The organism is Paenibacillus sp. P4_A9, from assembly GCF_056402415.1.
In genome coordinates, this window is record NZ_JBFUHL010000001.1 from 483000 (window position 1) to 509936 (window position 26937).

General features: G+C 42.3%; 12 protein-coding genes. 4 read left to right on the forward strand and 8 right to left on the reverse strand.

Annotated elements, in window-relative coordinates:
• Window positions 1-16: 16 nt before the first annotated feature.
• From AC1DVJ_RS02135 to AC1DVJ_RS02150, 4 genes are all read right to left on the reverse strand, one after another.
• Window positions 17-2140: a DUF5054 domain-containing protein gene (locus AC1DVJ_RS02135; protein WP_477587976.1), complete on the reverse strand. Its 2124-nt coding sequence runs from the start codon at window positions 2138-2140 to the stop codon at window positions 17-19.
• A gap of 73 nt (window positions 2141-2213) precedes the next feature.
• Window positions 2214-3767 (reverse strand): ABC transporter substrate-binding protein, encoded by a 1554-nt coding sequence (locus AC1DVJ_RS02140; RefSeq protein WP_477587978.1) that lies wholly within the window; start codon window positions 3765-3767, stop codon window positions 2214-2216.
• A gap of 65 nt (window positions 3768-3832) precedes the next feature.
• Window positions 3833-4714: a carbohydrate ABC transporter permease gene (locus AC1DVJ_RS02145; RefSeq protein WP_477587980.1), complete on the reverse strand. Its 882-nt coding sequence runs from the start codon at window positions 4712-4714 to the stop codon at window positions 3833-3835.
• Window positions 4715-4735: 21 nt separating this feature from the next.
• Window positions 4736-5656, reverse strand: a complete 921-nt coding sequence (locus AC1DVJ_RS02150) for an ABC transporter permease (RefSeq protein ID WP_477587982.1) — start codon at window positions 5654-5656, stop codon at window positions 4736-4738.
• Between the two features lie 202 nt (window positions 5657-5858).
• Between AC1DVJ_RS02150 and AC1DVJ_RS02155 the strand changes: the two genes are divergently transcribed.
• On the forward strand, window positions 5859-8105 hold the full coding sequence (locus tag AC1DVJ_RS02155) for a helix-turn-helix transcriptional regulator (protein WP_477587984.1): 2247 nt from the start codon (window positions 5859-5861) through the stop codon (window positions 8103-8105).
• 58 nt (window positions 8106-8163) lie between these two features.
• Here AC1DVJ_RS02155 and AC1DVJ_RS02160 read toward each other — a convergent pair whose 3' ends face one another.
• The 4 genes from AC1DVJ_RS02160 to AC1DVJ_RS02175 form a co-directional block, all read right to left on the reverse strand.
• Window positions 8164-14055 carry a discoidin domain-containing protein gene (locus tag AC1DVJ_RS02160; RefSeq protein ID WP_477587986.1) on the reverse strand — a complete coding sequence of 1964 codons (5892 nt, stop codon included), beginning with the start codon at window positions 14053-14055 and terminating at the stop codon, window positions 8164-8166.
• A 52-nt stretch (window positions 14056-14107) separates the two neighbouring features.
• A complete protein-coding gene (locus AC1DVJ_RS02165; protein WP_477587988.1) occupies window positions 14108-15691 on the reverse strand; it encodes an S-layer homology domain-containing protein in 1584 nt (527 codons plus the stop codon).
• A gap of 69 nt (window positions 15692-15760) precedes the next feature.
• Window positions 15761-20416: an Ig-like domain-containing protein gene (locus AC1DVJ_RS02170; protein WP_477587990.1), complete on the reverse strand. Its 4656-nt coding sequence runs from the start codon at window positions 20414-20416 to the stop codon at window positions 15761-15763.
• A gap of 454 nt (window positions 20417-20870) precedes the next feature.
• Window positions 20871-23123, reverse strand: coding sequence for an AraC family transcriptional regulator (locus tag AC1DVJ_RS02175; RefSeq protein WP_477587992.1), 2253 nt, complete (start codon window positions 23121-23123; stop codon window positions 20871-20873).
• A 185-nt stretch (window positions 23124-23308) separates the two neighbouring features.
• Between AC1DVJ_RS02175 and AC1DVJ_RS02180 the strand changes: the two genes are divergently transcribed.
• The 3 genes from AC1DVJ_RS02180 to AC1DVJ_RS02190 all read left to right on the forward strand — a co-directional run bounded on the left by AC1DVJ_RS02180 (window position 23309) and on the right by AC1DVJ_RS02190 (window position 26817).
• Window positions 23309-24292: an ABC transporter permease gene (locus AC1DVJ_RS02180; protein WP_477587994.1), complete on the forward strand. Its 984-nt coding sequence runs from the start codon at window positions 23309-23311 to the stop codon at window positions 24290-24292.
• 20 nt (window positions 24293-24312) lie between these two features.
• A complete protein-coding gene (locus AC1DVJ_RS02185) occupies window positions 24313-25194 on the forward strand; it encodes a carbohydrate ABC transporter permease (protein WP_477587996.1) in 882 nt (293 codons plus the stop codon).
• 63 nt (window positions 25195-25257) lie between these two features.
• Window positions 25258-26817, forward strand: a complete 1560-nt coding sequence (locus tag AC1DVJ_RS02190) for an ABC transporter substrate-binding protein (protein WP_477588000.1) — start codon at window positions 25258-25260, stop codon at window positions 26815-26817.
• The last annotated feature ends 120 nt before the right edge of the window (window positions 26818-26937 follow it).

Genomic DNA, 26937 nt, shown 5'->3' on the forward strand with positions numbered 1-26937 from the left:
ATTATTGGGATGAGCCTTACATCTGGTTTGACTGCAAGGTCAAACGGAATCGAAATTTCATATCTTCCTCAAACCACATTCGATAGTTGGTACCCCATAGATTGTTATGCAGATTAAAATGAAATCCGCCTTCGTGCGGGGCAAAGGTATTATCGAATTGCAGCAAACGTTTTTCCCCTGGACAAACCAGAGGGGCATCCAAAGTTTCAATGACCACTCTTCCGTCCGCGCCTTCGTAATACATGCCGCTATCCACGCCGTGCATATTCCGATTCCCGTTCTTCACGACAGATAATGGAGAAATCAGTTCTCCCAGCTTATCCATCTTCCATTGGCTCGGATTATCAATACGTGGTGCGAAGGAAAACCAGCTTGCTTCCGGCAAACGATTAGCGTCCTTATCCCACCAGTTCAAATTAACGTCAATCGCTGGACGATCATTATAAAATGTATACGCAATGGCAAGCTTTCCAGGAGCTCCATAATCCCTTACAGCTTTCATAGGCATCGTTAATTCTGCCCAAATCTGATCGGTAGTTTCATTACGGGTCAAATAAAGTTGGCTTAATTCAGGGGCATAAAGATCATGTCCCACTTTCGGAACCACGAGTTCTATACCAGGTTTTGTTAAATCCGCTTCTGCCCACCTATGGTTTTCAGGGTACTTAATCATATATTGCGGAAGCCATGAATTGTAGCTCTCTGAACTGAAGGTTTCATAGCGGTACACGCCCAAACGATTAGCCTCATCTGCCCAACCTTTTCCATTCGTATCGGTTAATTCTTTAATCGCCCCTTCGTGATCGAAAACAACTTGGAACACCCCAAGTTGAATACGACGATAGGGCGCAATCGACTCCTCCGTGCTTACATACGCATCTGCCTGTCTTGTAGGAATCACTTGTTCAAGCGCTTTCAACGCTTCATCTCTTCTCGAACCCTTTAAAGCTGCAATAGCACTGTGCACATAACCCCGCTGTTCAGCCCAAGAACTCTCAAAACGTTGATAACTGCGAAGTTCCGACTTCTCCTCCGGTGAAGCGTCTTGATGAAATGCAAAATCTCTATTCGCCGATATTGCCATATGTTGAAATTTAGCTGGAACGCTGCTGCTGTCGACCCAGTCGGCCTTCCTAGCAGCTTGAAAATCAGATTTCGCGTAATTTTTGAAGTCACATAGATACTTTTTCTCGTCCAGGCCCCAAGTATGCTCAGTCACCAAAAGAAGACTGCTAGAAAATTGCCTATATTCCTCGCTCTGCGTGTCCAATTGTCCTTCCTGCAGCCATTTGTCCCGCAAACGGAGCAACTCCCGATATTGAGCTACAACCATTGGATCGGCAGCCGCTCCATAAATCCATGTATCGCCAATTTCCTCTGTAACTACTGGCAGCTGGTCTTTAATTTCCCAAAGCTTCTCTGCAAAACGATCCAAGGTCGAGGCCTGAATGTTGGCACCAGGGTATTGCTCCGCCAGCCGCCGGTATTCCGCAGAAATTTCTTCCGTGGTCGAAGGACCATTATTGTCCCCCGTATGGGCGAATATAAGTGCATCGTGAAATCCATCCATTTCTAGTGCCTGCCCATAATCATTGGCATATTGCACGATAATTTCCGACCCGTCCTGTGCGCGCCAGACAAAAATTTCCGGCACCGCCGGCCTGGTACATGCAGGATTAACACCGATATGCAGATATTTGATGCCCGCGCGCGCCAAATAAGGCACCATGGCAATCGTATGTCCTGGAACATCCGTCAATTTGGAACAAATCGTTTTCTTTCCATATTTCCGATCCAACCGGTCAGAGATGGAAAGTCCAAATTCCAGCAGTTTCGGATCCATGAGCTCGGTTTGAGACGTAAAAGGAAGGCCATGCCAAGCAATATGCCCCTTCGCAATCGCCTCTTCCATCTTTTTCTTGTCTATTTCAGAAGCCCTGCTCAAATATTGATCAATGAGCCAGGATCCGGTCGTCCAAATAAAAGAGGGACTTCCATCTTTATTGTCAAGCTCTTCCGCAAGCTTTAGTGCCGCCGGAATGAATTGATTTATATACTTGTCTACCACATTCTTGGCCAAATCTGTAAATCCTAAATCCAAGTGAGTTTTGAATATCACATGTACGTTTTTGATTGTCATGGTTTAACGGCCTGCCTTTTTCTAGTTTTTAAAATAGGACCTTCTCGACATGATGAGAGGTCCTTTTTTCTAGTTATTTCGAAGCTTTCCAATCGTCAATTTGTTTTTGCATTTCTGCAATAATTTTATCTGCGCCTGCATCTTTAAGTTTTGCTAAGAATTCGTTGTATTTTGCTTCTGTGGCAACACCTAAATCAATAGATCTACTGTACTCGTCATATACGGCGCTAGTTTTGCCGATTTCTGCTTTGATAGGTTCAGCGTTAAATGAGAACCCTAGCAACTTGGAAGGTGTAGCATCGGCATTCAACTTTTTTGTATCTTCCCAAACGGTTTTAGGCATGCCTTTTTCCACATTGGCAAGGTAGTTGGAAGCGAACATCCATGGCACTTGCGGATTGTATCCTTTTTGGTCATCGCCAGGGATCATAAGGCCGTCTTCATCGATTTTATAGTTTTTATCTTTAATACCAAAGTTCAACAAATTATAAAGGTCTTTATCTGTGTTTAAAAGCTCAAGCAGCATCATAGCTCTTTCTGGGTTTTTCGAGCTGCGGCTAATTCCCTGCATCGTTGCAACAATTCCGCCTGTTGTCAGATATGCTGTGTTAGCTGGAGCAGTCACATACGGTTCTCCTGCTTGCGCAGAGGTAAGGTTTGCGCCGCCTGGTTTGAAGGCTCCGCCGATATTCATAAGGAATTTGCCAGCTTTGGCGTCTGACCAGTCATCCGTTTTCTTGGAAATACGCTCTTTGGAGTTTAAATAACCTTTTGCATTCCAATCTCTCATTGTTGCGGCAAATGCTTTCACGTCATCTGTTTCAAACTGATTGACTACTTTAAGGCTGTTGTCGGAATAGGACACGGCACCTGGTACGTTGAATCCTGCAATAGCTTCGAAATTAAAAGCATCGGCAAAATTGGACATATTTGAGTAGAACGCTTTTTCTGGATGATCTTTCCTTACAGCTTGAATGTAGGGTTCCAAGAGATTTAACGTTTTACCGGTAATTTTGCCGCCAATCGCATTAAGATCAAGTTTATATTGATCCGTTAAAGCTTTTGGAACCGCAATTTCTGGTGTTCTTGCGGAAATCTGCTGATTTACGAAACCATAGATTTTCCCTTTCACTCTCGTAGCGTCCCAGAATGTTTTGGGAACATTCGCAAACGATTTTGGCGCATATTTCGTAAGCAGGTCATCCAGCGGTAAGAAAGCGCCTTTCGCTACATTTTGGCTGTAATTGTTGATCCAGTTCGATGTAAATGCGATATCATACGCTTCTCCGGAAGCAATGACAACTTGCATTTTTTGATCATAATCACCAAAAGAAAGCGGCTTGAAATTCACTGTTGCATTGATTTTAGACTTAATCACTTTATTGACTTCAGCAAACACTTGATCTTGTTCAGGTTGCGGGAAATTGCCTACGAAGTACCAAGTCAGTGTTGCTTCAGGAAGCGCTGCCGGGGTTGCCTGTGCTGCTGCAGTTGCAGCTGCCGTCGCAGCTGGTGTCTGCGTTGCGCTTTCTTTGCTTGCGCCACATGCTGTTAACAGCATGCTAAAAACAAAAAGCATGAGTGTGACAAATATGCCAGTCTTTGAAGCTCTTGAGCTTTTTAACATTGTAAATCCTCCCTTTGGTATACATAATTATATTCTTAAAATGGATATGAATCCATGTTTAAGCGTTAGCCTTTTACTGCACCTATCGTTAGGCCTTTTACAAAATATTGTTGGAAGAAAGGGAATACGGCAAGCATAGGTCCCGCAGCAAGAATGGCCATAGCCATTCGGGCCGATTCTGATGGGATGGTGGCATTTTTAAGTCCAGGCGGCATCGCATTGGTGGAACTGGTCAGAAAATTGATATTGCTCATCATGCGATACAGCATATACTGCAGGGGTACTAGGCTTTCATTCTCGATATAGAGCAAGCTTAGCCACCAATCATTCCAGTATTGTAGTAAAGTAAATAGTGCTATGGTAGCTAGACCAGGTTTGGCAAGCGGAATAACGATTTGAAAAAAGATTCTGAACTCGCCTGCACCGTCGATCATGCAGGATTCAATGACATCGTAAGGAATTTTTTGCATAAACGAACGTAAAAGCAAGATAAACCATGGTACGGCTAAATATGGAAGAATCAGCACCCAAATGGTGTTCTTCAAATGCAGATAGTTGCTGATAAGCATGTAGGTGGGGACCAACCCACCATTGAATAACAAAGTAAAGAAAACATAAAAGCTTAACGAATTTTTATATTTAAAATCGTGGCGGGATAACGTATAGGCAATGCCTGCCATAACAAGTACTGAAAGAAAAGTGCCTACGATGCTGACAATAACTGAGATTTTGAAAGCGTTTAATAATTGAATCGGTTTATACAAAACATAAGCATAAGCCGAGATATCGAAAACTCTGGGAATCAACCGATAGCCATTCTTGATAATATCCGTTTCATTACTGAACGAAACCGATATGACAGATATAAGCGGGATAATGCAGGCTAAACTGAACAATATAAATACGGAATTAATAAGAATTTGGGGAATTACTTTTTTGATGTTCATGGCGACACCTCCAAACATGAGTTAAAATAATTTATTTTCATCATTCACTTTACTGACGATAAAATTGGAAATTAAGACTACGATGAAGCCCATCGTGGATTGGAACAAGCCTACGGCAGAGGACATGCCCAAGTCGCCTGAAACCTTCAACATGCGGTAAACATAAGTATCAATAACTTGTGTTACGGGATAGAGCTGGCCGATCTCTCGCGGAACGAAGAAAAATAATCCAAAGTCCGAATAAAAAATTTTCCCGACCGATAGCAGTGTCATGATGGTAATTAGCGGCATTAATAAAGGTATTGTAATTTTGCGGATTATCTGGAACTTGGTTGCGCCATCCATGGCTGCTGCCTCAAAATACTCTTGCGAAATACCTAAAATGCCTGCATAGAAGATGATGCTGACATAGCCAATTCCTTTCCAGATGTTAATCAGTACGAGAATAATGGGCCATATCCATGTTGTTGAATAGAATTGGAACGATGTAAAACCTAATTTTTCAACTAAAGAGGTAAGAACGCCATATGGACCGATGAAGGAATAAACCATATAGGCAACGATGATCCAAGAAAAGAAGTAAGGGAAGAAAAACACAGTTTGATACACTTTTAGTATTTTTCTGCTGACGACTTCATTTAATAGAATGGCGAACAGTACAGAGAGCGAAGTCCCTATCACGATAAAGAGGATATTATAGCCCAATGTGTTCCTTACTACGATCCAAGCGTCACTTGAGGTAAAGAAGAACTTGAAATTATCAAAGCCGACCCAAGGACTTCCAAAAATACCAAGTTCGAAGTTGATATTTTTGAAAGCAATGAAAATACCTGCCATGGGAATATAAGAAAAGACAAAAATACTCAATATGGCTGGCAGAGCCAATAGGATCAATTGAAAGTTCTTTTTTGTTTCCCGGGAATGCATAGCTCTTTTCAACACGATGATCATGCTCCTTTCTTATGCCCTAATCTTAGCATCCTGCGAATAAATGACAATTTCTATTCTCTGCAATTAGTATCATTGAGCGGAAAATTAGGAGTACAATATTCAAGAATTTGTTCTGAATAAGGTATGGACACATCCTTCTATTTATCAAATCGCGGTCCTTGTGGTACTCTTAGTTAGAGGGGGGATTAACATCATGCTTAAGTCATTTGTACTAAAAAATCCTTATCAGCTGTTCTTAACGATTTTATTACCTTTTCTAATTAGTTCTATCTTGCTGCTCTTCGTTCAATCATCGTTTATCACTCGCAATTTTGAAGATTTCACCTTGAACATGGTCTACAACCAACAAAAAAACGACTTGCTGAATACAAGTCGGAATGTAAGCACGATGGCGGATATGGTCAAATCTGTCGCCACCTCCGCTTTTTTCGATGATATGATTAAAGATATCCTCTACTCAGATGTAAGTCCGGAGAATTACAAGAAATATAATATCAAATTGCAATCTTACAAAAACATTTATCCTTTCTTGCAATCCATATATATTTACAATGGCAAACATATCTATTCTGTTCCAAGCGCAGTTTTTGTAAATGACCGCTCTACCTTTAAAGATCAGGGGATTCTCTCAATTGTGGATGACATTCACCACAACCAGTCGCACAGTATTGTGCTTAGGAAAATCCCCAATGTCATGGCTGATATTGACTCAAGTGCGCCTAAGGACATTTATGTCTATTCGTATTTGTTTTTCGATTCACAAGAGGTAATCGGGAAAGTCAGCGAAGCGATTATTATGAATATTTCGCAAGAATCAATTAAGCAAAGCATCGAATCTTTGGATACTGACACTAAAAGCCGGAATTTTATTGTCGATCGCAACGGAAAGCTATTCACCGATGATGGTGTACATCCTTTATTAACCGACTTGAGTGGGAATGCATGGATCCAAGCCGTGGATGCTTCCAAATCAAAGATTGGCAATTTACGAATGATCGTCGATKGTGTGGATTCTTTCATTACCTTTACGTCGACTGACGTGTTTGATTGGAAGTTGATTAGTATTACTCCTTATCAAACGATAGTGGAAGATATTCAAAAAATGAAACAGAAGATGTATCTGCTTGTTTTCTCCTTCATTATAGGAAGCATTTTACTTTCGGTATATTTTGCAAGACGTCTTTTTGTACCGATCAAAATGGTTCTGCAAAATTATAAGGACCTGGAATCCGAGCAAAGGAACGCGTTCTATTATAGGAAGCAAGACTTTCTGCGCCAAATGGTTCTTTCAGGGGATGTAGTATCTGTTGAGTTCTTACGGAAGCAGTTTGCTAAATTTAATATGGAACTCCAACCGTCTGATCCCTATGTTTTAGTTTTATTAAAGCTGGATCATTTTGCAGAGTTTTGCACCAAATATAACCTTGCTGATCGTAAGTTGTTGAAGTTCGGCATCGTCAATATTGTGTCCGAAATACTCACGAAAAATTACCAATATGAATGTATAGAAATCGAAGACGATCAGATTCTGGTAATGGTCCACTATGACTCGCAGGAAGTGCCTTATAAAAATGAACAATTGATTTCACTTGTAACGGATATTCAACATTGCACGGAGAAGTATTTGAATGTATCCCTATCCATTACATTTAGCGAAGCTTTTGAATCGTTATACGAAATCAATTTTCAATATTTAAAAACACTTGATTTATCGTATTACAGACTGATCCTTGGTCATCAATCCATTATTTTGAATGATAGCCTGAATATACGTACGGATGATTATAAATATCCGCAGGAACAAGAAAAGGAATTAGTCGATGCTTTGTTACAAGGCCAAGTCAGCAAGGCGAAAGACACATTGTCTGATATCATCCAGAATGCCTCACGATATAGTTATACGATTCTAGATTCCGTCTTTATCAGGTTATTATTGTCTATTCGGTACGCCATAGAAGTGTTGGAAGCTAATCATGCCATAAAAGTAAATTTCAATTTTAATACGTATCTCGCTAAATTACAAAAAATGGAGACTATAGATCAAGTTCAATTGGATATCTTTGCATTGTTCGATCTCCTTTCCAAAGAGCTGGAATCTAAAAAGGATAATAAGTATATCAAGCTGCTTGATGATGTAACACAGATTATTCAAGCTGATTACGGGAACCCGGATTTATTAGATACCATTGCAGATAAAGTAAGTTTATCGCTTCCTTATATTTTCAAGTTATTCAAGAAACACCGGTTGATTTCCATGACGGATTATATCAACAACATTAGGCTTACGTATGCAAGCACCATGATCGCGTCGTCGGAGGATTCGATTATGGACATCATGATGAAGGCAGGGTTCTCCAGCCGAAGTCATTTTTTCACGTTATTCAAAAAAATGTACGGGGTAACTCCAAGTCAGTTTAGAAGCAATTCTAAATCAAGCTGATGCAAATAAAAAACTGGACAGCGGCTATATGCCAGCTGTCCAGTTTTTTATTATAAGTTTATTGTCCAAGAATTTTTCTGGCCAAAGCTGCCAAGTCGATAATATCCAACTTGTTGTCCTGATTAAAGTCATACATATGAAGTGTAGACCAATCCAGATGGCTGCTGGTTGCTCCATAATGACTTGCCAATACGGCCAAGTCGCCTATGCTTGCGGTCGTATTTACGGCTCCCGCAAATGTAACCAGTGCTGTGTTCAGATCAATTACAGCCTGATTCGCTAGTGCCTGCGTGGCATTCACATCATTGACTACTGAACGCGCGCTGCTGATCGCTGCATTCAGCGCATTGACTGCACTCTGCGAGTAATATCCCCAACGGGTCGGGCTAACCAAGGCTGCATCGACCGTTGACTGTGCTGTAGCAATTTGCGCATTCAGCGCTGTTTTATCCACAACTGTTGAAGCAGTAAGCTGAACGTGGTAGACAGAAAGACTATTTAATGGCGTTAAAACGCCATATACGTCAGCGACGACAGATTGCGTTACGTAAACGGCACTGCTCACTGTTTGGTTCAGCTGACGAGCCTGGAAGTTCAGCTTCAAAACGTCTATCGTGCCCGTCACGACGCCAGTCGATCCTGAAGCTGCTGCAAGCAATCTCACAGTCCCATTAGCGTCTGATTCACCCACAACTGAAAATCCGTTAACGATTGATTCCGCAGACACAAATTGCAATTGTGTCGGATCATAGCTGATCGTTAGATCCTGGGCGTAAACACTCGTAGTCACATTCACCAAGCTGTACGTCAAGATGATAGGCTGCCCGGTTAGTACGGATACTGGACCGGTTAATTGAACTCCAATTCCGGCAGTGACAGTTACACTGATGCTTGTTGTCAATGGTAAACTGTTTGGATTTGCCACTCCTGCCGGCAAAGCCACTGTTCCATTTACAGTAAATGTCTGCTCATTCCTATTAGATGGGTCATAGTTTGAAGCTCCTACATCCCATGTCACATTGGCGCTTACACTTCCTAAATCTGTCATTAGTCCTACATTGGAAGGTAAACCAAGCGCAGCCGCCGTCTTTGCTGTTCCGTTCGCTACTTGTGTGATTGCAGCAGGTGTTGTAATACTCATAACCGTCTTGCTAATAGGTTCAAATTCCGCTGTTATTGTTAAATCTCCCTGAACATTTGTTACCGAGTAACTGTTATTTGTCAAACCAACTACATTTCCGTTCACAGTGGCATTTTTTACTTTGTAGCCATTAGCAGGTGTAAAAGTAAACTCAACATTTCCTCCTACTGTTACTTTTCCATTTACTGCATTTGAAGTTATCGTTCCATTCGCTGCTTGATTGATGGTTACGGCATAATCCTTAAGCTTAACGACTCGAACATTATCAACACTAATCAATTCTTTACCGAATCCAATTCCAATCCCACCGCTTGTAAAAACAGAATCTGTCGTTTCGCTAATCATAACGCCATTCAGATAGGCGCGTTGAATGTTGCCAACGTTTTCCACCCTCATTTTGAACGTCGTTCCTGCAACCGGTTTAGCGGCGTTATTGAGAGAACTAAGCATGACCCATGCACTGTCTTTTCTATAGTATTCGTACTGCGTATTATTACCGCGAATAATGAATTGATAAAAATTGTTTGTACTGCCACTTTTTTTGGCTCTAGTAATCATACCAAATCCGGAATAAGCTTCCGCCCCTGCCTGAAGCCCGTTGAAGGTAATGTCCGCTTCAACTGCATAATCCTTCCATTGGGTGTTACCCAACTCCACATAGTACTCCTTCCAATTACCTCCCGACCAAGTGCCCGTCGGTACCCACTGACCATTCGTAATCCCTGCATTGGCCGCCGGCACGGCAGCACCGTTAAGATCTTTCCAGAGATTGCTAATCGAGGTGTCGAAAGTATCGCTGAACAGGATCTCCTCTGCTAGAATCGTAACACTGATTGGATCACTAAGAGGACCCTCGCCAGCTGTATTAACTGCTGACATTCTGTAAGAGTAGGATTTACTCACTTCAACACTGCTGTCGATATATCCATTCCCAGCAATATTCTGAGCTATTTTTACATAGTCCTGATCAGTCTCGCCCTTTCGATACACATTGACTTTTGTGTTAGCAATCGGATTCCACTTCGTTAGAACGGCACCAAAACTATTGGTTACCGTAACGCCTTGCATCTCTTCAATTGATACAACCGATGGGTCTGTTACCTTCACTGTGATCTGTTTCGTGAGTGTCTCACCCGAAACATTGGCCGTAATAACGATTGCCGTAGAACCATTTTTCTTTGCCTCTACTCTTCCGCTTGCATCAACTGTAGCAATTGAAGGATCGACTGCACTAAAAACGTAGCCTACATCGCCTAAACTATTACCGCCTGCTGTTTTTATCATTGGATTAACTAGCGTAGCTTCATTTTTTGTAATCTTAAGCGCAATATTATCTGCATCAATCGCATTTGGAGTATCTCCAGCATAAACTGTATAACTGTCTGTCTTTCCTACGTAGTTTGCAGTAATGATTGCCGTTCCGTTACCGATGGCCGTTGCAAGACCCGTAGTGGAAACAGTAACTGCACCCGGATTGTTACTTGAGAATGTTACACCCGTCAGGTTATCCAGTGCATAGTTCTTTTCAGTTCTTGCGGAAACCGCAAGTTGAACTGTTCTTCCAACAGGAAGTGCTGTCGCTGCCTGTGTGTTATTCGCTGCAGTTATAAACAATGTTTTAACATTATCGTTACTTGCAAACTTATAATMAGGAAGAAGTCCAATCTGGCTTGACTCAATAGAACGAATTCCCTGTGCAAATGCAGGAGAATTAGCATTCAATCGATAGTCCCTGTTTGCTGTGTTTTTGAAGTTGGGATCTGCCAGGATGCTATCCTTATCATATTTACCTGTATTATTGGAAGCTGACTTCCATTGGTCTAGACTCAGGAATTGGCCTAGAATCTGGAAGGATGGTATACCCAACTTATTGAAATATACATTTTTATTCATACTTGCCATAGATTCAAGTGCTTTAGTACCGGATACATTATAAGAACCATCATCAAACTTCAGCATGACTCTATCGCCATTTCCTGTATTGCTCCATGTACCGTTTGCATTCAGAGTTCCTGGAGCATCGGTATAGACAATATTCTTCTCAAATACCATGCCTCCAGAAGGTTCAATGTATGGGCCAACGTTTACCGCGCCGTTATATTCGTAACCTATATCAAATACGTTGTTCGATACATAGTTGGATATACTTTTCATCATCGTTCCCGCATTTACAGCAACAGCATTCTCATCATATACGATGTTATTGGTCACCATTGTATGATGCGTTGCATCATCCGTGAAAATACTGTGACCTCTCCATCCCGTAGTTGCCACACCTCTATATGCATTATATATGATGTTGTGATCAATGCGGTTATCTCTGCCGATGCCCCATCCTTCGACACCGCCGCCATCCCCAGAGCGCATACCTGTGTTGTAGATCGTATTGTAACCAATATAATTTCTTGTTGTCTGATTGTACTGATAATGATCCTCAAACGGAACACCAGTAATGCCGTTTGCTGCAAAAACGCCGTAACGGATACCTTTCATCGAGATGCCATAACGCGGAACATTGGAAATGTTGTTATGGGTAATCTGATTATCTCCGCTGTTCATTAAATAGATGCCCGAGCCGTGCCCAACAAATTTGCCTACATTTTTAATTTCATTGTTGGAAATCACATTATTTTTATTAAAATATTTCAAACTTCCCGGATTCTCGCCAATAAGAAATATTCCTGCATAGCCAGTATCCTCAATGTAGTTGCCATATATCGTGTTGTTCTGACCATAATGATTGATGACAACCCCCATGTACCCGGCATCTGTCAATTTAGAATCACGAACCACAATGCTCTCCGTATAATCAAGATCAACAAGTCCTTTGAGATTATCAGGATATTCGGTTGTCTGATCACCATTATGACCAGCATGTGCAATAAGATTTGGGCCAAAATCATTCATTTCAAGATTCATGCCTTGAATAACAATGTTCTTTACACGGTTTCCTTCTGTTCCCTGTAGGTAGAATATCCTGTCGGTTGTAGGTGCAATGATCTCGTGACCGGTCAAATTAGAACCGTCAAGCGGCTTATAGTAAAGTGAATTGCCTGAAATAGCCCATTCTCCGGCGCTATTTATGTATTCCTTTGCCCCCTGTAAATATTCAAGATTGCCACTGAATGCGCCCTTGGAAATATCTGTTGTAACAGACGATCCACTGAGGGTATTTACTTTCAACACTTCACCAAACCAACTGGTGGCATTCCCGTATTTTGCTTGTAAATGACTTTTATCAGCCACGGTGATACTCTGCCAGCTCGTTTCACTTGCATTGGGCAGACGCACGCCATTGTCAAATAACGCCCAGAAATTGTTTCTTCCAGTAATATCAGCACTGTAGATGCCGTTGCCAGTATCTGTCCATCCCGTTACCGGCTTGCCTCCGATTATTCTTACATTTTCATTATTATAGCTTGTATAAATAACCTTGAATCCATTGTTGCCAGAATCTGTTTCATTAAGCTTTATCGCATTATCTAAATAATAGGTTCCACCTCTTACGTAGACATGCACATCCTTGGTTAGCCCTGCTACAAGGTTGGTTTTTACTGCGTTTTTAGCCTTCTCAATTGATGCAAAAGGATTTTCAATTGAACCGTCGCCTGTAAGGTCGCTTCCTGAGGTAGAAACATAATAATTTTCAAGTGTTACTGCTGGGACACCGGTTACTTGCAGCGCAGAGATAGCTGTCTGCAAAGCTGCTGCCGCTGCATCCACCTGCGCTTGCGCCGCATTCGCATCGTTGCTCACGTTGACGGCTGCAGTCAATGCCGTTTGCAGCGAAGACCAAGATGCCGTTGTGTAGCTATTGCTGTTCAATGCTTGTGCTGTCGCAATATTGGCGTTCAGCGCTGTTTTATCGACCGCCACTGCCACTGCCACTACGAGCCCATCAATGGCCGACTGTAAATTGCCAGCAGCTGTATCGATCTGCGCTTGCGTCGCATTTCCGTTGCCGCTCACGCTGACCGCTGCAGTTAGCGCTGTCTGAAGTGAAGCCCATGAAGCTGTTGTATAGCTGCTGCTGGTCAATGCCTGCGTTGCTGCTATCTTTCCATTCAGCGCCGATTTATCAACGGATTTGTAAACACTGAACTCGTACATCGACCACCACTGTGTCGCGCTGGTTCCCGTTTGAACAATTTTGATATATCTAGCTGTCTGCGGGTTGACGGTGATTTCCATCGTACCGGGAGTACCGGCTTTGCTAGCGATAGCGGTTCCCCAATTCGTATTATCGTTTGAAACATAGATGTCCATAGAAACCGGAACCGCTGTTTTGTAAATAATCAACTGAATCATATCGAAGGTTTGTAAAGAGCCCATATCGACTTTATACCACATTCCGCTAGTCTGTAATGCTCCTGTTGTCCAATATGCCGACTCTCCAGGAGTACCAGAAGTAGCTCCATTATCTAGAGCACGCTGTGCAGGGGTGCTAGCATGGGCATTAGATGCTGAAGCTATCCATCCTGTTTTCGGCATCGGTGCAACGAGCCCATCCATAGCTGCTTGCAGATTGCCAACCGCCGTATCGATCTGCACTTGCGTTGCACTCCCGTCATTTTTCACGGTGAGGGCAGCAGTTAGTGCTGTTTGCAGCGTAGTAAACGAGGCTGATGTATAAATATTGCCCGACAACGTTGTATTGCTTTTCGCTTGCGCTGCCGTAATCTTCGTAGTCAGCACCGTATTATCCACAATAGCCGAGGCAGGTGTGACAAACAAGAAGGATGAGAGTAGAAACAACGTTAGCAAAATTGAAACTGATCGTTTGATACCGTTTGCAAATAACATTGGCATTGTCAAACTCCCTTCGATTCATAAATCTACTTCAATTAAACGTACATAATAATTACGGTAAAATACGCATCAAAATCGTCGCCGCTTCAGCTCGCGTTGATTTACCTGTCGGCACGAATTTGCTCTCTTCGCGACCGCTGATCAGCTGCAGAGAAGCAGCCTCCCGCACGTACGGCAGAGCCCACGAATCGACATCCGCTTCGTCACTGAACAAGGAAGCCTTCGTCATGTCTGCTGGAGCGCCATTGCTGATCGCGTACGCTCGCATCACCATTGTAACCATTTCTTCACGGGTGATCTGTGCATTCGGAGCGAACGAATCGGCGGTCTTGCCGGTTACGATGCCTGCCTTCACCGCTATCGAAATCGGCTGTGCATACCAGTCACTAGAAGCTACGTCAGCAAACGTCTGACTCCCTGCTTGCGTTAAATTTAGCCCGCGTACGAGCATTGCCGTAAATTCGGCGCGCGTTACTGAACGATCAGGCTCGAACGTATCCGCGCTCGTGCCGTTAATGATGTGCTTAGCCGTCAATTCTTCAATCGATGCCCATGCCCAGTGACTGGACGGAACGTCGGCGAAAGATTTTTTAAATTCTAGCAGTGCATACTTACTGAAGTGATAGATTTGCACAACTATCTCACCATTCACGTACTTTCCGCCTATGTATTCCAGCGTACCATCGTCAGCGATGTAGTAGATCGCAGTCAGCTTCTGATCAAAACCTTCAGATGGTTTCAAGTGGATCGTCAGAGGCTGATCGAAGTTAGATAAATTCAATACTGTGCCGTCTTTTTTGACCACGGATAAGCTGAATTCGAACACTTGCCCGGATAACCGCAGTTGAGCCGCACTTGAGTTTTGTCCTTTATTTAACAACTGTTTCGCATCTGCATCGTACATCGGCGAAACGTATAGTTCGATGGTGCTATTCTGCAATTCATCTCCCGATAAGCTGTTCATCAATTGAGCAAGAACTTTTGGAGGGAGATCCAGCGTTAATTTGTCCGTATGAATCGAGAGCTTATTATTGCCGATCAGATTAGCGCTATTGACAGGAAGGACGATCGTATTCACATCTCCACTGACGAAAACATTCACTTTTCCGTTTTCCGCAGGCTTGCTAATGTCGTTAACCGATACGACTTTCTTCACTTGACCTTTTATCATCGCAGAAACTTGTACGTCGGATGTTTGTACCGTAAATGAGGCAAGCTTGGAATCTACTAATTTTACGCTCTTTAGGGTTATGTCTGTGGGACCGACACCATTCGTCTTAAAAGTAATCGTTCCCATATCCAGATTCCCGGAACTCCCAGAAACTTCACCTATTTTCGTATATGCAAAAAGAAGCTGGTTTCCTGTAAACACCGGTGCTACAGAATAACCTTTCTCAGAGGCCATCCAGCTGTCATAAGTCAACTGTCTGGAATCAAACTCCAATATGGCTTCGTAAGCAAATACATCTTCTAGACCTTTTCCCGACAACGTAACCTGTATCTTATCCCCAGATACAGGATTACTCTTGTTAAGCGATAGCTTAAAATTAGGGCTCTTATTATCCGCCGAAGCAGTTTGCGGCAAGACATTAACCAGGCATAACAAAAGCATCAAGCCAAGCAATTTGTACTTCAAAAGAATCCCCCCTTCCAAGTTAGAACTGCGAGGAAGGAATGACTTCCTCGCATTATCTTATATAAGAAATTACTGTCCGAGAATTTTTCTGGCCATAGCTGCCAGGTCGATGATATCTAACTTGTTGTCATTATTAAGGTCATACATTTGAAGCGAAGTCCAATCGGAACGGATGCTGGTTGCACCGTAATTACCTGCCAATACGGCCAGGTCGCCTACGTTTGCCGTCGTATTTACGGCTCCCGCAAATGTAGCCAGCGCTGTGTCCAAATCAATAACAGCCTGATTCGCTTGTGCCTGAGTGGCATTCACATCATTGGCAACTGTACGCGCGCTGCTGAGCGCCGCTTTTAACGCATCGACTGCACTCTGCGGATAATATCCCCATCGGGTCGAGCTGATCTTAGCTGTATCGACCATCGTCTGTGCAGCTGCAATCTCCACATTCAGGGCTGTTTTGTCCACAACTTGAACAGTAGTAACCTGAACGCTATAGTCAGAAAAGCTACTTAATGGCGTTTCAACGCCATGTACGTCAGCAACGACAGCTCGAGTCACGTTAACGGCACTGTTTACTGATTGGTTCATCTGCTGGGCCTGGAAGTTCAGTTTCAGAACGTCCATTGTTCCCGTAACGGCGCCATTCGGACCTGACGCTGCTGCAATCAGTCTTACAATCCCGTTAGAGTCTGATTCACCCACAACTGAAAATCCGTTCACGATCGACTCCGCAGACACAAATCGCAATTGTCCCGGATCAAAGCTAATCGTCAGATCCTGTGCGTAAACACTCGCAGTGACGTTCACCAAGCTGTACGTCAAGCTGATCGGCTGTCCGCTTAGTACGGATGCCGGACCGGTTAATTGAACTCCTTGTCCGGCAGTGACAGTTACATTGATGCTAGTTGTCAATGGTACACTGTTGGGATTTGCCACTCCCGCCGGCAAAGCTACTGTTCCATTGACAGTGAAAGTTTGCGAAGCTTTCTGCGCCGGATCATAGCTTGCAGCGTCTAAATCCCATGCCACGGCGGCGTTTATGCTTCCATTAGTGGTTACCAAATTGACCGAGGATGGCAATGCAAGGGCCGCTGCCGTCTTCGCCGTTCCGTTGGCTACATCGGTAATGGCCAATGGTGTTGTTATGCTCACAAGATCATTAGCAGCTTCGAATTCCGCCGTTACGTTTAGATCGACCTGCACATTGGCCGCCAAGTACTTGCCATTGGCCAACCCGACTTCATTTCCATTGACGAACGCCTTCTTGACCTTGTAGCCATTGGCAGGCGCAAACGTAAACTCTACGTTTTGACCTGCTGTCACTTTTCCTACTGTCGCCGTCGAAGAAATCGATCCGTTCGGCGATTGATTAAGTGTTACGGCGTAATCCTTAAGTTTGAGAACACGAACATTATCGATCTTAATGTTATCTTTGCCGTATCCAAACCCGATCCCGCCGCTTGCAAACGAACTGTCCGTCGTCTCACGAATCAGCACGCCATTCAAGTAGATGCGGACAATGTTCCCTTCATTCTCGAATCTCATTTTAAACAACGTGTTGGCAGCAGGTTTGCTAGCATTGTTTACGGAAATAAATGTCGTCCAATTACCAGCATTATTTTTAACAAATTCGTACTTTGTATCATTCGTACGAACGATAAACTGGTAGAATTGGGACTTCGTTCCGCTTTTATTCGCTCTAGTAACTAGACCAAATCCGGAATAGGCTTCCGCCCCTGCCTGAAGCCCACTGAAGGTAATGTCTGCTTCAACTGCATAATCTTTCCATTGGGAGTTACCCACCCCCACATAATATTCCTTCCAACTGCCCGCCGGAATCCACTGTCCGTTCGTAACCACTGCATTGGCCGGCGTATTCTTTGCAGGAATTCCGTTAAGATCTGTCCAGAGATCGCTAATCGAAGTGTCGAACGTATCACTAAACATGATCTCCTGCGCTAACGTGGAATAGGTGATCGGATCGCTTAGAGGACCCTCTCCGTTTGTGTTGACGGCAGCAATTTTATAGGCATACGATTTTTTCTCTACGACATTGCTGTCTAAATAGCCGTCTCCTGCGATATTTCCAGCTATTTTTACATAACTAGGGTCATTCTCGCCCTTACGGTATACATTGACCGCCGTATTTGCTATCGGAGTCCACTTCGTGAGAACGGCACCGAAACTATTGACGACGGTGAACCCTTGCGGAACAACCGTCGGCGGTTGCTGGACATCGGTTGTAAAGGTTGTGACGCTACTCGTTTGCGCAGGAGCCAAATACTCACGAGTTGTGACTCGGCTATAATACTTCGTATTAAAATTAAGATCGTTAATGGTAGCAATTGATGATGCTGTATCCATCGTTTTAACAATATTTATGAAATTGGCATCCGTCGCAATTTCGAGCTTATACGCCGACGCGTTGTGAACCGTATTCCAATGGATGGTCGTAGGCATCGGAGCTTTGGTGTCCCCATCGACAGGTTGAATAATTGTCGGCGTTTCCGACCCAGGGAGGGCATACCCGCCGACCATTCTCTGAACGTCGTTCATTATTTTTTGACGTTGCGCATCGTAACCTGCTGGTACGGCTGGATAAGCTGCATAGACGTTATTGATTCTTCGATTCGAGTATGGCGCAAAAGATTTATCGATCGTTGCGTTAAAATTACCGCTTGTAAGGTTATTTTCTAGCGTATATCCGATCGCGCGATCGTCCATATACAACCAAAACACCCACTGTCTTGCCCCCTGCAGCTGTTCCTTCAAAATATTATAGGCATATACGTTTCCAAGTCCGCTGTACCAGGAATACAAAGCGCCGCCATCATCCATCGACTGAGAATAGTCTTCCAGAATGTTGTACTCCGCTACGTTACGCTCAGAGTGCTGATATTTTTGAGCAAGCCTGGCAATAGAAAAATATTCGCCGTTCACGCCGTCTTTCTCAGAAGCCGGAAGTTGATCTAACTCATTAAATCGAATGCCGTATTGATTTTTCGTTTCTCCGAACAGATCGTATGCCGCGCGTTTGTTCGGGTTGGTTGCGCTGACGGAGTTCTCGTCTGTACCTACAATTGAAATCGCCGCATAAGGAGCGCCTGCAATATAATTGTAGGCTAAGGTGTTTTTACCGCTGCCGAACACGCTAATAGCTGGAGAATGCTGATAAGGGCCGACGCCCATTTTGAAAACGGAGTTAAACATCACTGTATTGTTCTTGTTGACATCCGTTGTTCCTACGCCGTAACCCATGAACTGAACGCCGCCGCTGCCAAGATCGCTCAGTTGATTGTGAATGATCTCGTTAAGTTGCCCGTAGTGATTAACCGTAATGCCGTAGGATCCGGAATGCTTAACGCTTGAGTTGATGATTTTAATGTTTTTCGTCCCATCCAGGTATATGGCCGCATCCGGATTTTCGGCATTTCGAATAATCCAGTCATCAGGAAATTCGTTCTCAGGAAGTCTGTCCGTATATTCGAAGCTGATCCCGTCGAAGGTGAGGTATTGGACAAGATTGGCGAAATTTTGTTCCACTTTGTCCCCCTGAAGCTTCAATAGCTCATAGGGTTTCGGCGCAACGATCTGATCTGTATCTATGGAGTTCGCATCTTTAGGCCAGTAATAGACCTTGCCTGCCTGGCTGTCGACGCTCCACTCGCCCGGCTGATCCAAATATTTCAGCGTGTTCAGAATATTATAGTAGCCATATTCAAAATGATCTGTCCAGAAGTTGGAAGGCACTTTGGATTGTAAATAACCGGTTTTCGTTGCCGGATCTATAGATTTGAGAACAGGGATACTGTTCCAATAAATCACTGGCAGCAGCGCAACCTCTACATCTTGCTTTCCATTCAGCCCGTCCAGTTCACCATTTCCGAATACGACTTTCGTCCCTTTGACAGGATCATAAGAAATAGGAGCCCTGCCTTTGAAAAGAGGCCAAGAACGCCATTCACTCGAGTTATAGGATCTGGATACCTGCTGACGCTCGCCGTTTACGTAGAGGTCATGAAATCTCCATCCCGTTCCCACGTCGGCAACATATACTTTGCCCTGGGCAAGAGAGGACATCTCGCCAGAATCCGCAGCTTTGCTCCATCCTGTAATCGACACTTCACCTGTGACAATAGCTTTCCCGGCATTTCGCGCTTTGTAAATAATCGGATTATCCCGGGTTCCGCTGTCTTCAGGCGTGAACGTAATCGTTTCCGGCGCGAAGTATTTGCCATCTTCTAAAATAACTGTAATTCCTCCATTTGGAATTACAGGAAGTGCTCTAATCGTGTCTCTTGCTTTTTGAATTGTCTTAAATGGTGCTGATTCTGTACCTGCAGCTACATCTGAACCATTTGGCGACACATAAAAAAATGTATTGCTGGTAGTTGAATAAACCGTAACGTTACATGTTACAGGTTCACTCGGAAAACTTACGTGTGTAGCAGTAATTACCGTTGAACCCGCACTGACCGGCTTTACTCTGCCGGATGAGTCAACTGTAGCCACTGCTGGATTACTGCTTGACCAAGTTACTTTTCCATTTGCGCTTGGCTCGGTGTAAGAACCGACAGTTGCATATAATGGTGTTTCATACGTATTACTAAGGTTGATTTCGAGATCTGTGTAGTTTAATTGGACATTAGAGCTTACTGTTGCCGATACAGAAGCTGTAAACGTAAAAATAGAAAAAAGCATACAGAACGCAAGAAATGCCGACATTGTTCTTCTCATTTTATGAACATTCCCTCCCCAGTGTTAACTTTGAACATTAAAGGTAATATGATATGTGAGTCACGATCAGCGCCGCTTTGGCGCGAGAAGATTTACATGTTGGCACGAAAGCATAACGATCTTGGCATTAGCGGAAACGCTTACATTCTTCGTATCTCTCTTAACTACACATCTTAATGTTGATTTCCTCCTAGATTTCAAGGTTATTACAGAGCTAGTAGATTCTCAATGTTCAAATTCTAGTTTAATCTGTCAAAATTATTGAGCCTCTTCTTTTTCACCTCCTGTCTCCTGACTGTAAGCGTTTAGGCCCCAAAAATGAACTTCTTATATCATTAAAAGGTTCTATTTCAAGTGAATTAAGCAGTTCTCTTTTTAATCATTCGTTCTTTAATTACCAAAATAAGAAAAGAACATGCGGTTACTCCGCATGTTCTTCTTCTCAATTACGCACGTTTGCATTACTTCGATACTGATTAGGCGTAACGCCATATGCTTTTTTAAATAAAGTAAAAAAATGACTTCGGCTGATATACCCTGATTTTTCCATAATATCGTTAATCGTTTCCTCTGACTCTGCGATTAGTTTACATGCATAACTAAGCCGAACATGATTGATATAATCTGTGACAGAAATGAGACAATGCTTCTTGTATAATTTCCCTAGATATGGAGAGGATAAATTAACCTTTTCAGCTATTTCATCCAATGATAAAGCTGGATTTGCGAACTCCACATGAACGATCTGATTCACGTCCTCAATCAGCTTGATGTATTTGTTGTCTTTTTTAGCTTCCAGCTCTGATTCTAACTGGTCAAACAACTCATGAAAGTCGGACTGAATCCGTTCTAACGTTTCCATCTTTTGAAGAGCTGCCAAATAGGTATTGAAATTGAAATTCACCTTAATCGCATGATTAGCTTCAACGATTTCAATCGCATAACGAATCGACAATAATAGCCGAATGAGCACTGAATTTAGCACAGTAAAACTATACCTTGAAGCGGAATGAATAACACTGGACAACACCTGTTTGGCTTCAGCAAATTGGCCCTGAATTAATGCATCTGTTAGTTCCTTATCTTGGTCTTGCGGATATTTAAACTCATCTATCTGAATATCTATATGATCATACGAAATTAAAGCTTTATGCCCAATAATTAATCTGTAATTGGATAAATCAAGTGTTTTCAAGTAATGAAAGTTGATGGTATTCAACATTTGAAATGGTTCGCTGAAGGTAATCGAAATCGATACATTCAAAAAAATTTGTATATTTTCTTGAATATCTTTTACATGCGAAACTAGAAGGTCATCCTTGGACGGAAATTCCAAACCATTGTAGTTCATCCAAATTAAGATCTGATCCTCTTCGATTTCAATAGATTCATGTTTATATGCGTTAGACAACAACTCAGAAATAATGTTGATCATGCCGAATTTTAACAAGCCTCGATCCTTCAAGCTGAACGCCGAACAAAAATCCGCAAAATGATCAATTTTCACTAGTAGAAGCAAAAACGAATCGGTCGGCTCAAGCTCAATACGATAGGTGTTGAAGCGTTTCTTGAGAACTTCAACAGGTATCATTTCATTAGAAAGCACCATGCTTCGCAGGAAATTTTGTTTTCGATTGTATAGTTCATTTCTCTTTTCAGATTCCAACTCGATGTAGTTCTGAATGACGACGTTCATAGGCTTATACAGTCTTCGCGATAAATAAAACGATAATAAGATACTTCCAACTATAAAACAAATAACAAGTAGATAGGTTTTTTGCTTCATACGTTCCACATCTTGGACGATGCTTTGATAGGGAGTAATACTAATTACTTTCCAGCCGAAGGCATCTGTGACTGAATATGTGATGAATGAGTCCACACCATCTACATTCATTCGCAGGTTTCCGCTGGATTCCTTAGACGATTGAATCTTTTGGATATAGTCGTTTTCATTTAATGCACTCAGCAAAGGATGCTTGCCATCGCCAGACATCAGCCTTCCATCACGATCAATAATAAAGATACGATTGTCATTCTTATGATCGGACGAGCTAATGGTTTGTCTGATCGACTCTTCCGAGATATTAAGAATAATGGCTTCGCTAACTTTACCGCTCTGAATTTGCGAATCAAAAAAAAGATAGGAATACACATACACATCTTTTTCTGCGTTTGATGAAATTCCGTACATCATATTAGGTATTTGTCTAAGCACAATACTATGAGATCGGTTATGCTGAATGTCGTCCAAAATCGGGAAAATTCCCATGTCCTCAAAGGTTGAACGGTCATATACAAATTTCTGGCTTGGCAACGCATGAATATGACTTCCATTATAAATATAGATGGATTGTAAAAAAGGATAAATGTTTTTATAGGATGCTAACTTATCCTTATATTTAATGTAGTCTCCGGTATTTACATCCGTATAAAGCAAATCCTTAATCGTATCATCAAAAAAAGCTGTCGTCGCAACAGACCTGGCTGATTGTGCCATTACGCTTACATTCCGACTTGTATTCTGCAAGTCGTTTTTTTGTTGATTATAAACCATTTGAAGTGCAAAGCTTTCAAAGTTCTGGGTTAAAAACGAAGATTGTATGAAAAGAAGCAATACTGTACTTAGAAGAAATGGCAGCAGTATCGTAAGAAACAGTTGAAATGGGTTTTTCATGCTGAATTTTTTAAACAATATTCGACAACTCCTTCTGACAAAAGATTATCACAAAAACGGTACTTAATGAACCCTTTGCAAAGCAATAGAGGCACTTTGCTGAATTTAAGAACTTACTACTAAATTCAGAACTCAAATTTTGACTCTGAACTGAACTTATCCGTGATTTCAGAAATTGTTTTATGGAAGAGGTACGGGCTACGATGAAGCCAGAGATCAGTCAACAAGCATTTCGAAAAAATCTGGTTAAAGGAGCAGGGAGCACATTGATAAAAACCATACTTAAATCTCAGAACACTAAAAAGAATGTTCAACTACTTTTGCTAGCGTTTCCAGCCATCCTCATTATTTTTGTTTTTTCTTACATCCCAATGGGCGGGATATTCATTGCTTTCAAAAACATCAACTATACAGATGGCATCTTTCACAGCCCGTGGGTCGGTTTCGATAATTTCAAATTTTTCTTCACATCAAGCGATGCGTGGATCGTAGTTAGAAATACGTTGGCCTACAACACCATCTTTATCGCAGTCGGCACGTTTCTCTCCGTGTTGTTTGCCATCCTTCTCAATGAAATCGTAAGCAGAAGACTTCTGAAAGCGTATCAAACCATATTTTTCTTTCCGTATTTCTTTTCATGGATCATCGTTGCCTATATGGCTTATTCTTTTCTGGGCCCACATGGAATTTTCACTTCTTATATGGAACATTTAGGTATAATGTCGTTTGATTTTTACACAGAGACTTGGATCTGGCCCATTCTATTAACCTTAATTAATATATGGAAAGGTCTAGGCTATGTGAGCATCATCTTCTATGCGGGCATCTTGGGTATTTCACAAGAATACTACGAAGCTGCTTCTATAGACGGCGCATCTAAGTTTCAAATGGTTCGAACGATTACAATTCCGTTGCTCATGCCGCTAATTACTATTATGACTTTATTATCCATAGGAAAAATTTTTTATTCCGATTTCGGTTTGTTCTTCTTCGTGCCAAGAGAGATCGGCCAGTTGTACCCAGTAACGCAAGTTATTGATACGTATGTGTACCGTATGTTGAAAGTTTCTGGTGATATTGGTATGTCGTCAGCTGTCGGACTATTTCAATCTACAATGGGATTCATCGTCGTTTTGATTAGTAATTTTATTGTGAGGAAAGTAGACGAAGAGAACAAATTATTCTAGAACTACAAAGAGGTGAGCACATGCTGGCAAGAAAAACGTGGCCTCAGGTCATGATCAACCTACTATTTATCCTGTTTAGTCTCACATGTATCATTCCGCTCCTATCCATTATCTCCATTTCATTCAGCAACGAAGTTGACATTGTAAAGAATGGATATAAATTATTCCCAAAAATATTTGATACTACGGCCTATGCTTACATATTGTATCAGCCTATTCAGCTAATAAACGCGTTCAAGGTCTCTCTGTTTGTTAGCTTCTTCGGCACATTCGTTTCGGTGACAGTCATGGCAGGCATTGCCTATGCGCTGTCTCGTGAAGACTTTAAATTTAAAAACTCTCTAAGCTTTTATGTCTTTTTCACTATGTTGTTTAACGGCGGACTCGTTCCGACCTATATCTTAATTACAAATTACTTACATTTGAAAAACACGATCTTTGCGCTAATTCTGCCATATTTGGCTATTCCTTGGTTTATCTTGATTTTGAGATCCTTTATGCAAAAGATCCCGCTCAGCATCATTGAATCCTGCATGATTGACGGAGCAAGCGAATTCAGAATCTTTTTTCAAATCATTCTCCCGTTAGCTAAGCCGGGGCTTGCAACAGTTGCGCTATTCATGCTTTTACATTATTGGAACGATTGGTGGCTAAGCTTGCTGTATGTCGAGAAAGAAAGCCTCGTCCCCCTCCAATATATGCTTTACAGAATGATGAATAATATTCAATATCTGACGAGCGCAAGCAATATGATGCCGCCTAGTTTGAAAAATGCCGACCTCCCCTCGGAATCCGCCCGTATGGCTATGGCCATACTTGCCGCTGGTCCGATGTTAATCGTGTTTCCGTTTTTCCAAAAATACTTCGTCAGAGGCCTTACAGTAGGTGCAGTTAAAGGGTAACTTAACATGGATAAAATCCATTTAAGAATATAATGTTTACAACCAAAAGGGAGGATTTTGAATATGTACAAAAATTTAAAGCTAGTGAAAACAGGTCTCGTAGCAGGCAGTATGCTTCTCGCAGTCAGCATGATGCTTTCCGCTTGCGGAAGCAACGGGGCGCAAGAAACAGCAACAACAAGTCCGGCGGTCAAAGCGGCAGAAACTGCCAAAGTTGCTGAGACACCAGCGGCTCTTCAAGAAGTAAAACTAACTTGGTACTTCCCTGGTAACTTCCCGCAGCCTGAGCAGGATAAAGTATTTGCCGAAGTGAACAAAGTATTGAAAGCAAAAATTAATGCAACCGTAGATTTCAAACCGTTCGCATTTGGTGAGTATGATCAGAAGATGCAAGTCGTCGTTGCCTCAGGCGAACCGTATGATATTGCCTTTACGGCAAGCTGGATTAACAACTACAGCCAAGGTGTAGCAAAAGGCGGCTTACTACCGCTTGATGATTTACTTGCTAAATATGCTCCGAAATCATTTGCTTCTGTGCCAAAATCAATGTGGGACGCTACGAAAGTAAAGGGCAAAATTTATGGGTTTGTAAACCAACAAATCTCTGCTAGAACACCAGCATTAATGTTCCCGAAAGATCTGACTGAGAAGTACAAGCTAGATCTCAAATCTGTAAGCGGCAAAGTGAATGCAGACAATCTAAACCTACTTGAGCCTTATGTAACGAGCGTGCATAAAGACGATCCAAAGAAAGCATTCATCACTTCCTTCAGTTCATTTGGCGATTTGTTTAATCTTGATTACATTTCTGGCTTTAATGTTCCGGGTGGGGTTGATATTTCTGATGGATCACTGAAAGTCGTTAACCAGTATGAAACTCCACAAGCTAAGAAATTCGCAGCTACAATGAGAGATTGGAACGCCAAAGGATTATTGAATTCCAAAGACCGTATTTCTCAGAAGACGGATGATTGGACAGATGCGAAAGCTGGTAAATGGGCAATGAATATCGGCGGCGCTTACAAACCAGGCGGTGATATCGGTGAAACAGCTCAAGCCGGTTATCCGATGGTCGATGCTCCTGCCGGAACAGCAGCACTTACAACAGGCGGTATTACCGCAACAATGCAAGGTATCAACAAAAACTCGAAGAATCCTGAAAGAGCTATGATGGTGCTTGAGCTTCTGAATACGGATAAAGATCTTTACAATCTGTTGAACTTTGGTATGAAAGATAACCATTTCAAAATCGATGCAGATGGATTCATGATTCCTGGCGACAATCAAAAAGCGTACAATCCACAAGTTGCATGGATGTTTGCTTCCAACTTCCTTGCTAATGTTGAAAAAGGTATGCCTAAAACGGTTTGGGACGACACGAAGAAATTGAACGAAACGGCAACACCTTCTAAATTACTAGGCTTTAACTTTAATGCAGAGCCGGTAAAATCCGAGATCGCGAAAACGAGCGCTGTTTATGACGAATACTCCAGATCCATTGAACTTGGTACTGCTTCCGAAGATAAGTACAACGAGTTTTTGGCTAAAATGAAAACAGCCGGTTCCGATAAGATTATTGCTGAAATGCAAACACAAATCGATGCATGGAAAACTTCAAAATAATGAGATAACCTGACAAAAACCCTGTCCACAGAACACATCTGTTGGGCAGGGTTTTTGTCATGCTTTCAACCATTCTTAATTGGGGAGTTTGCCTAATTTAAGAACTTACTACTCAATTAA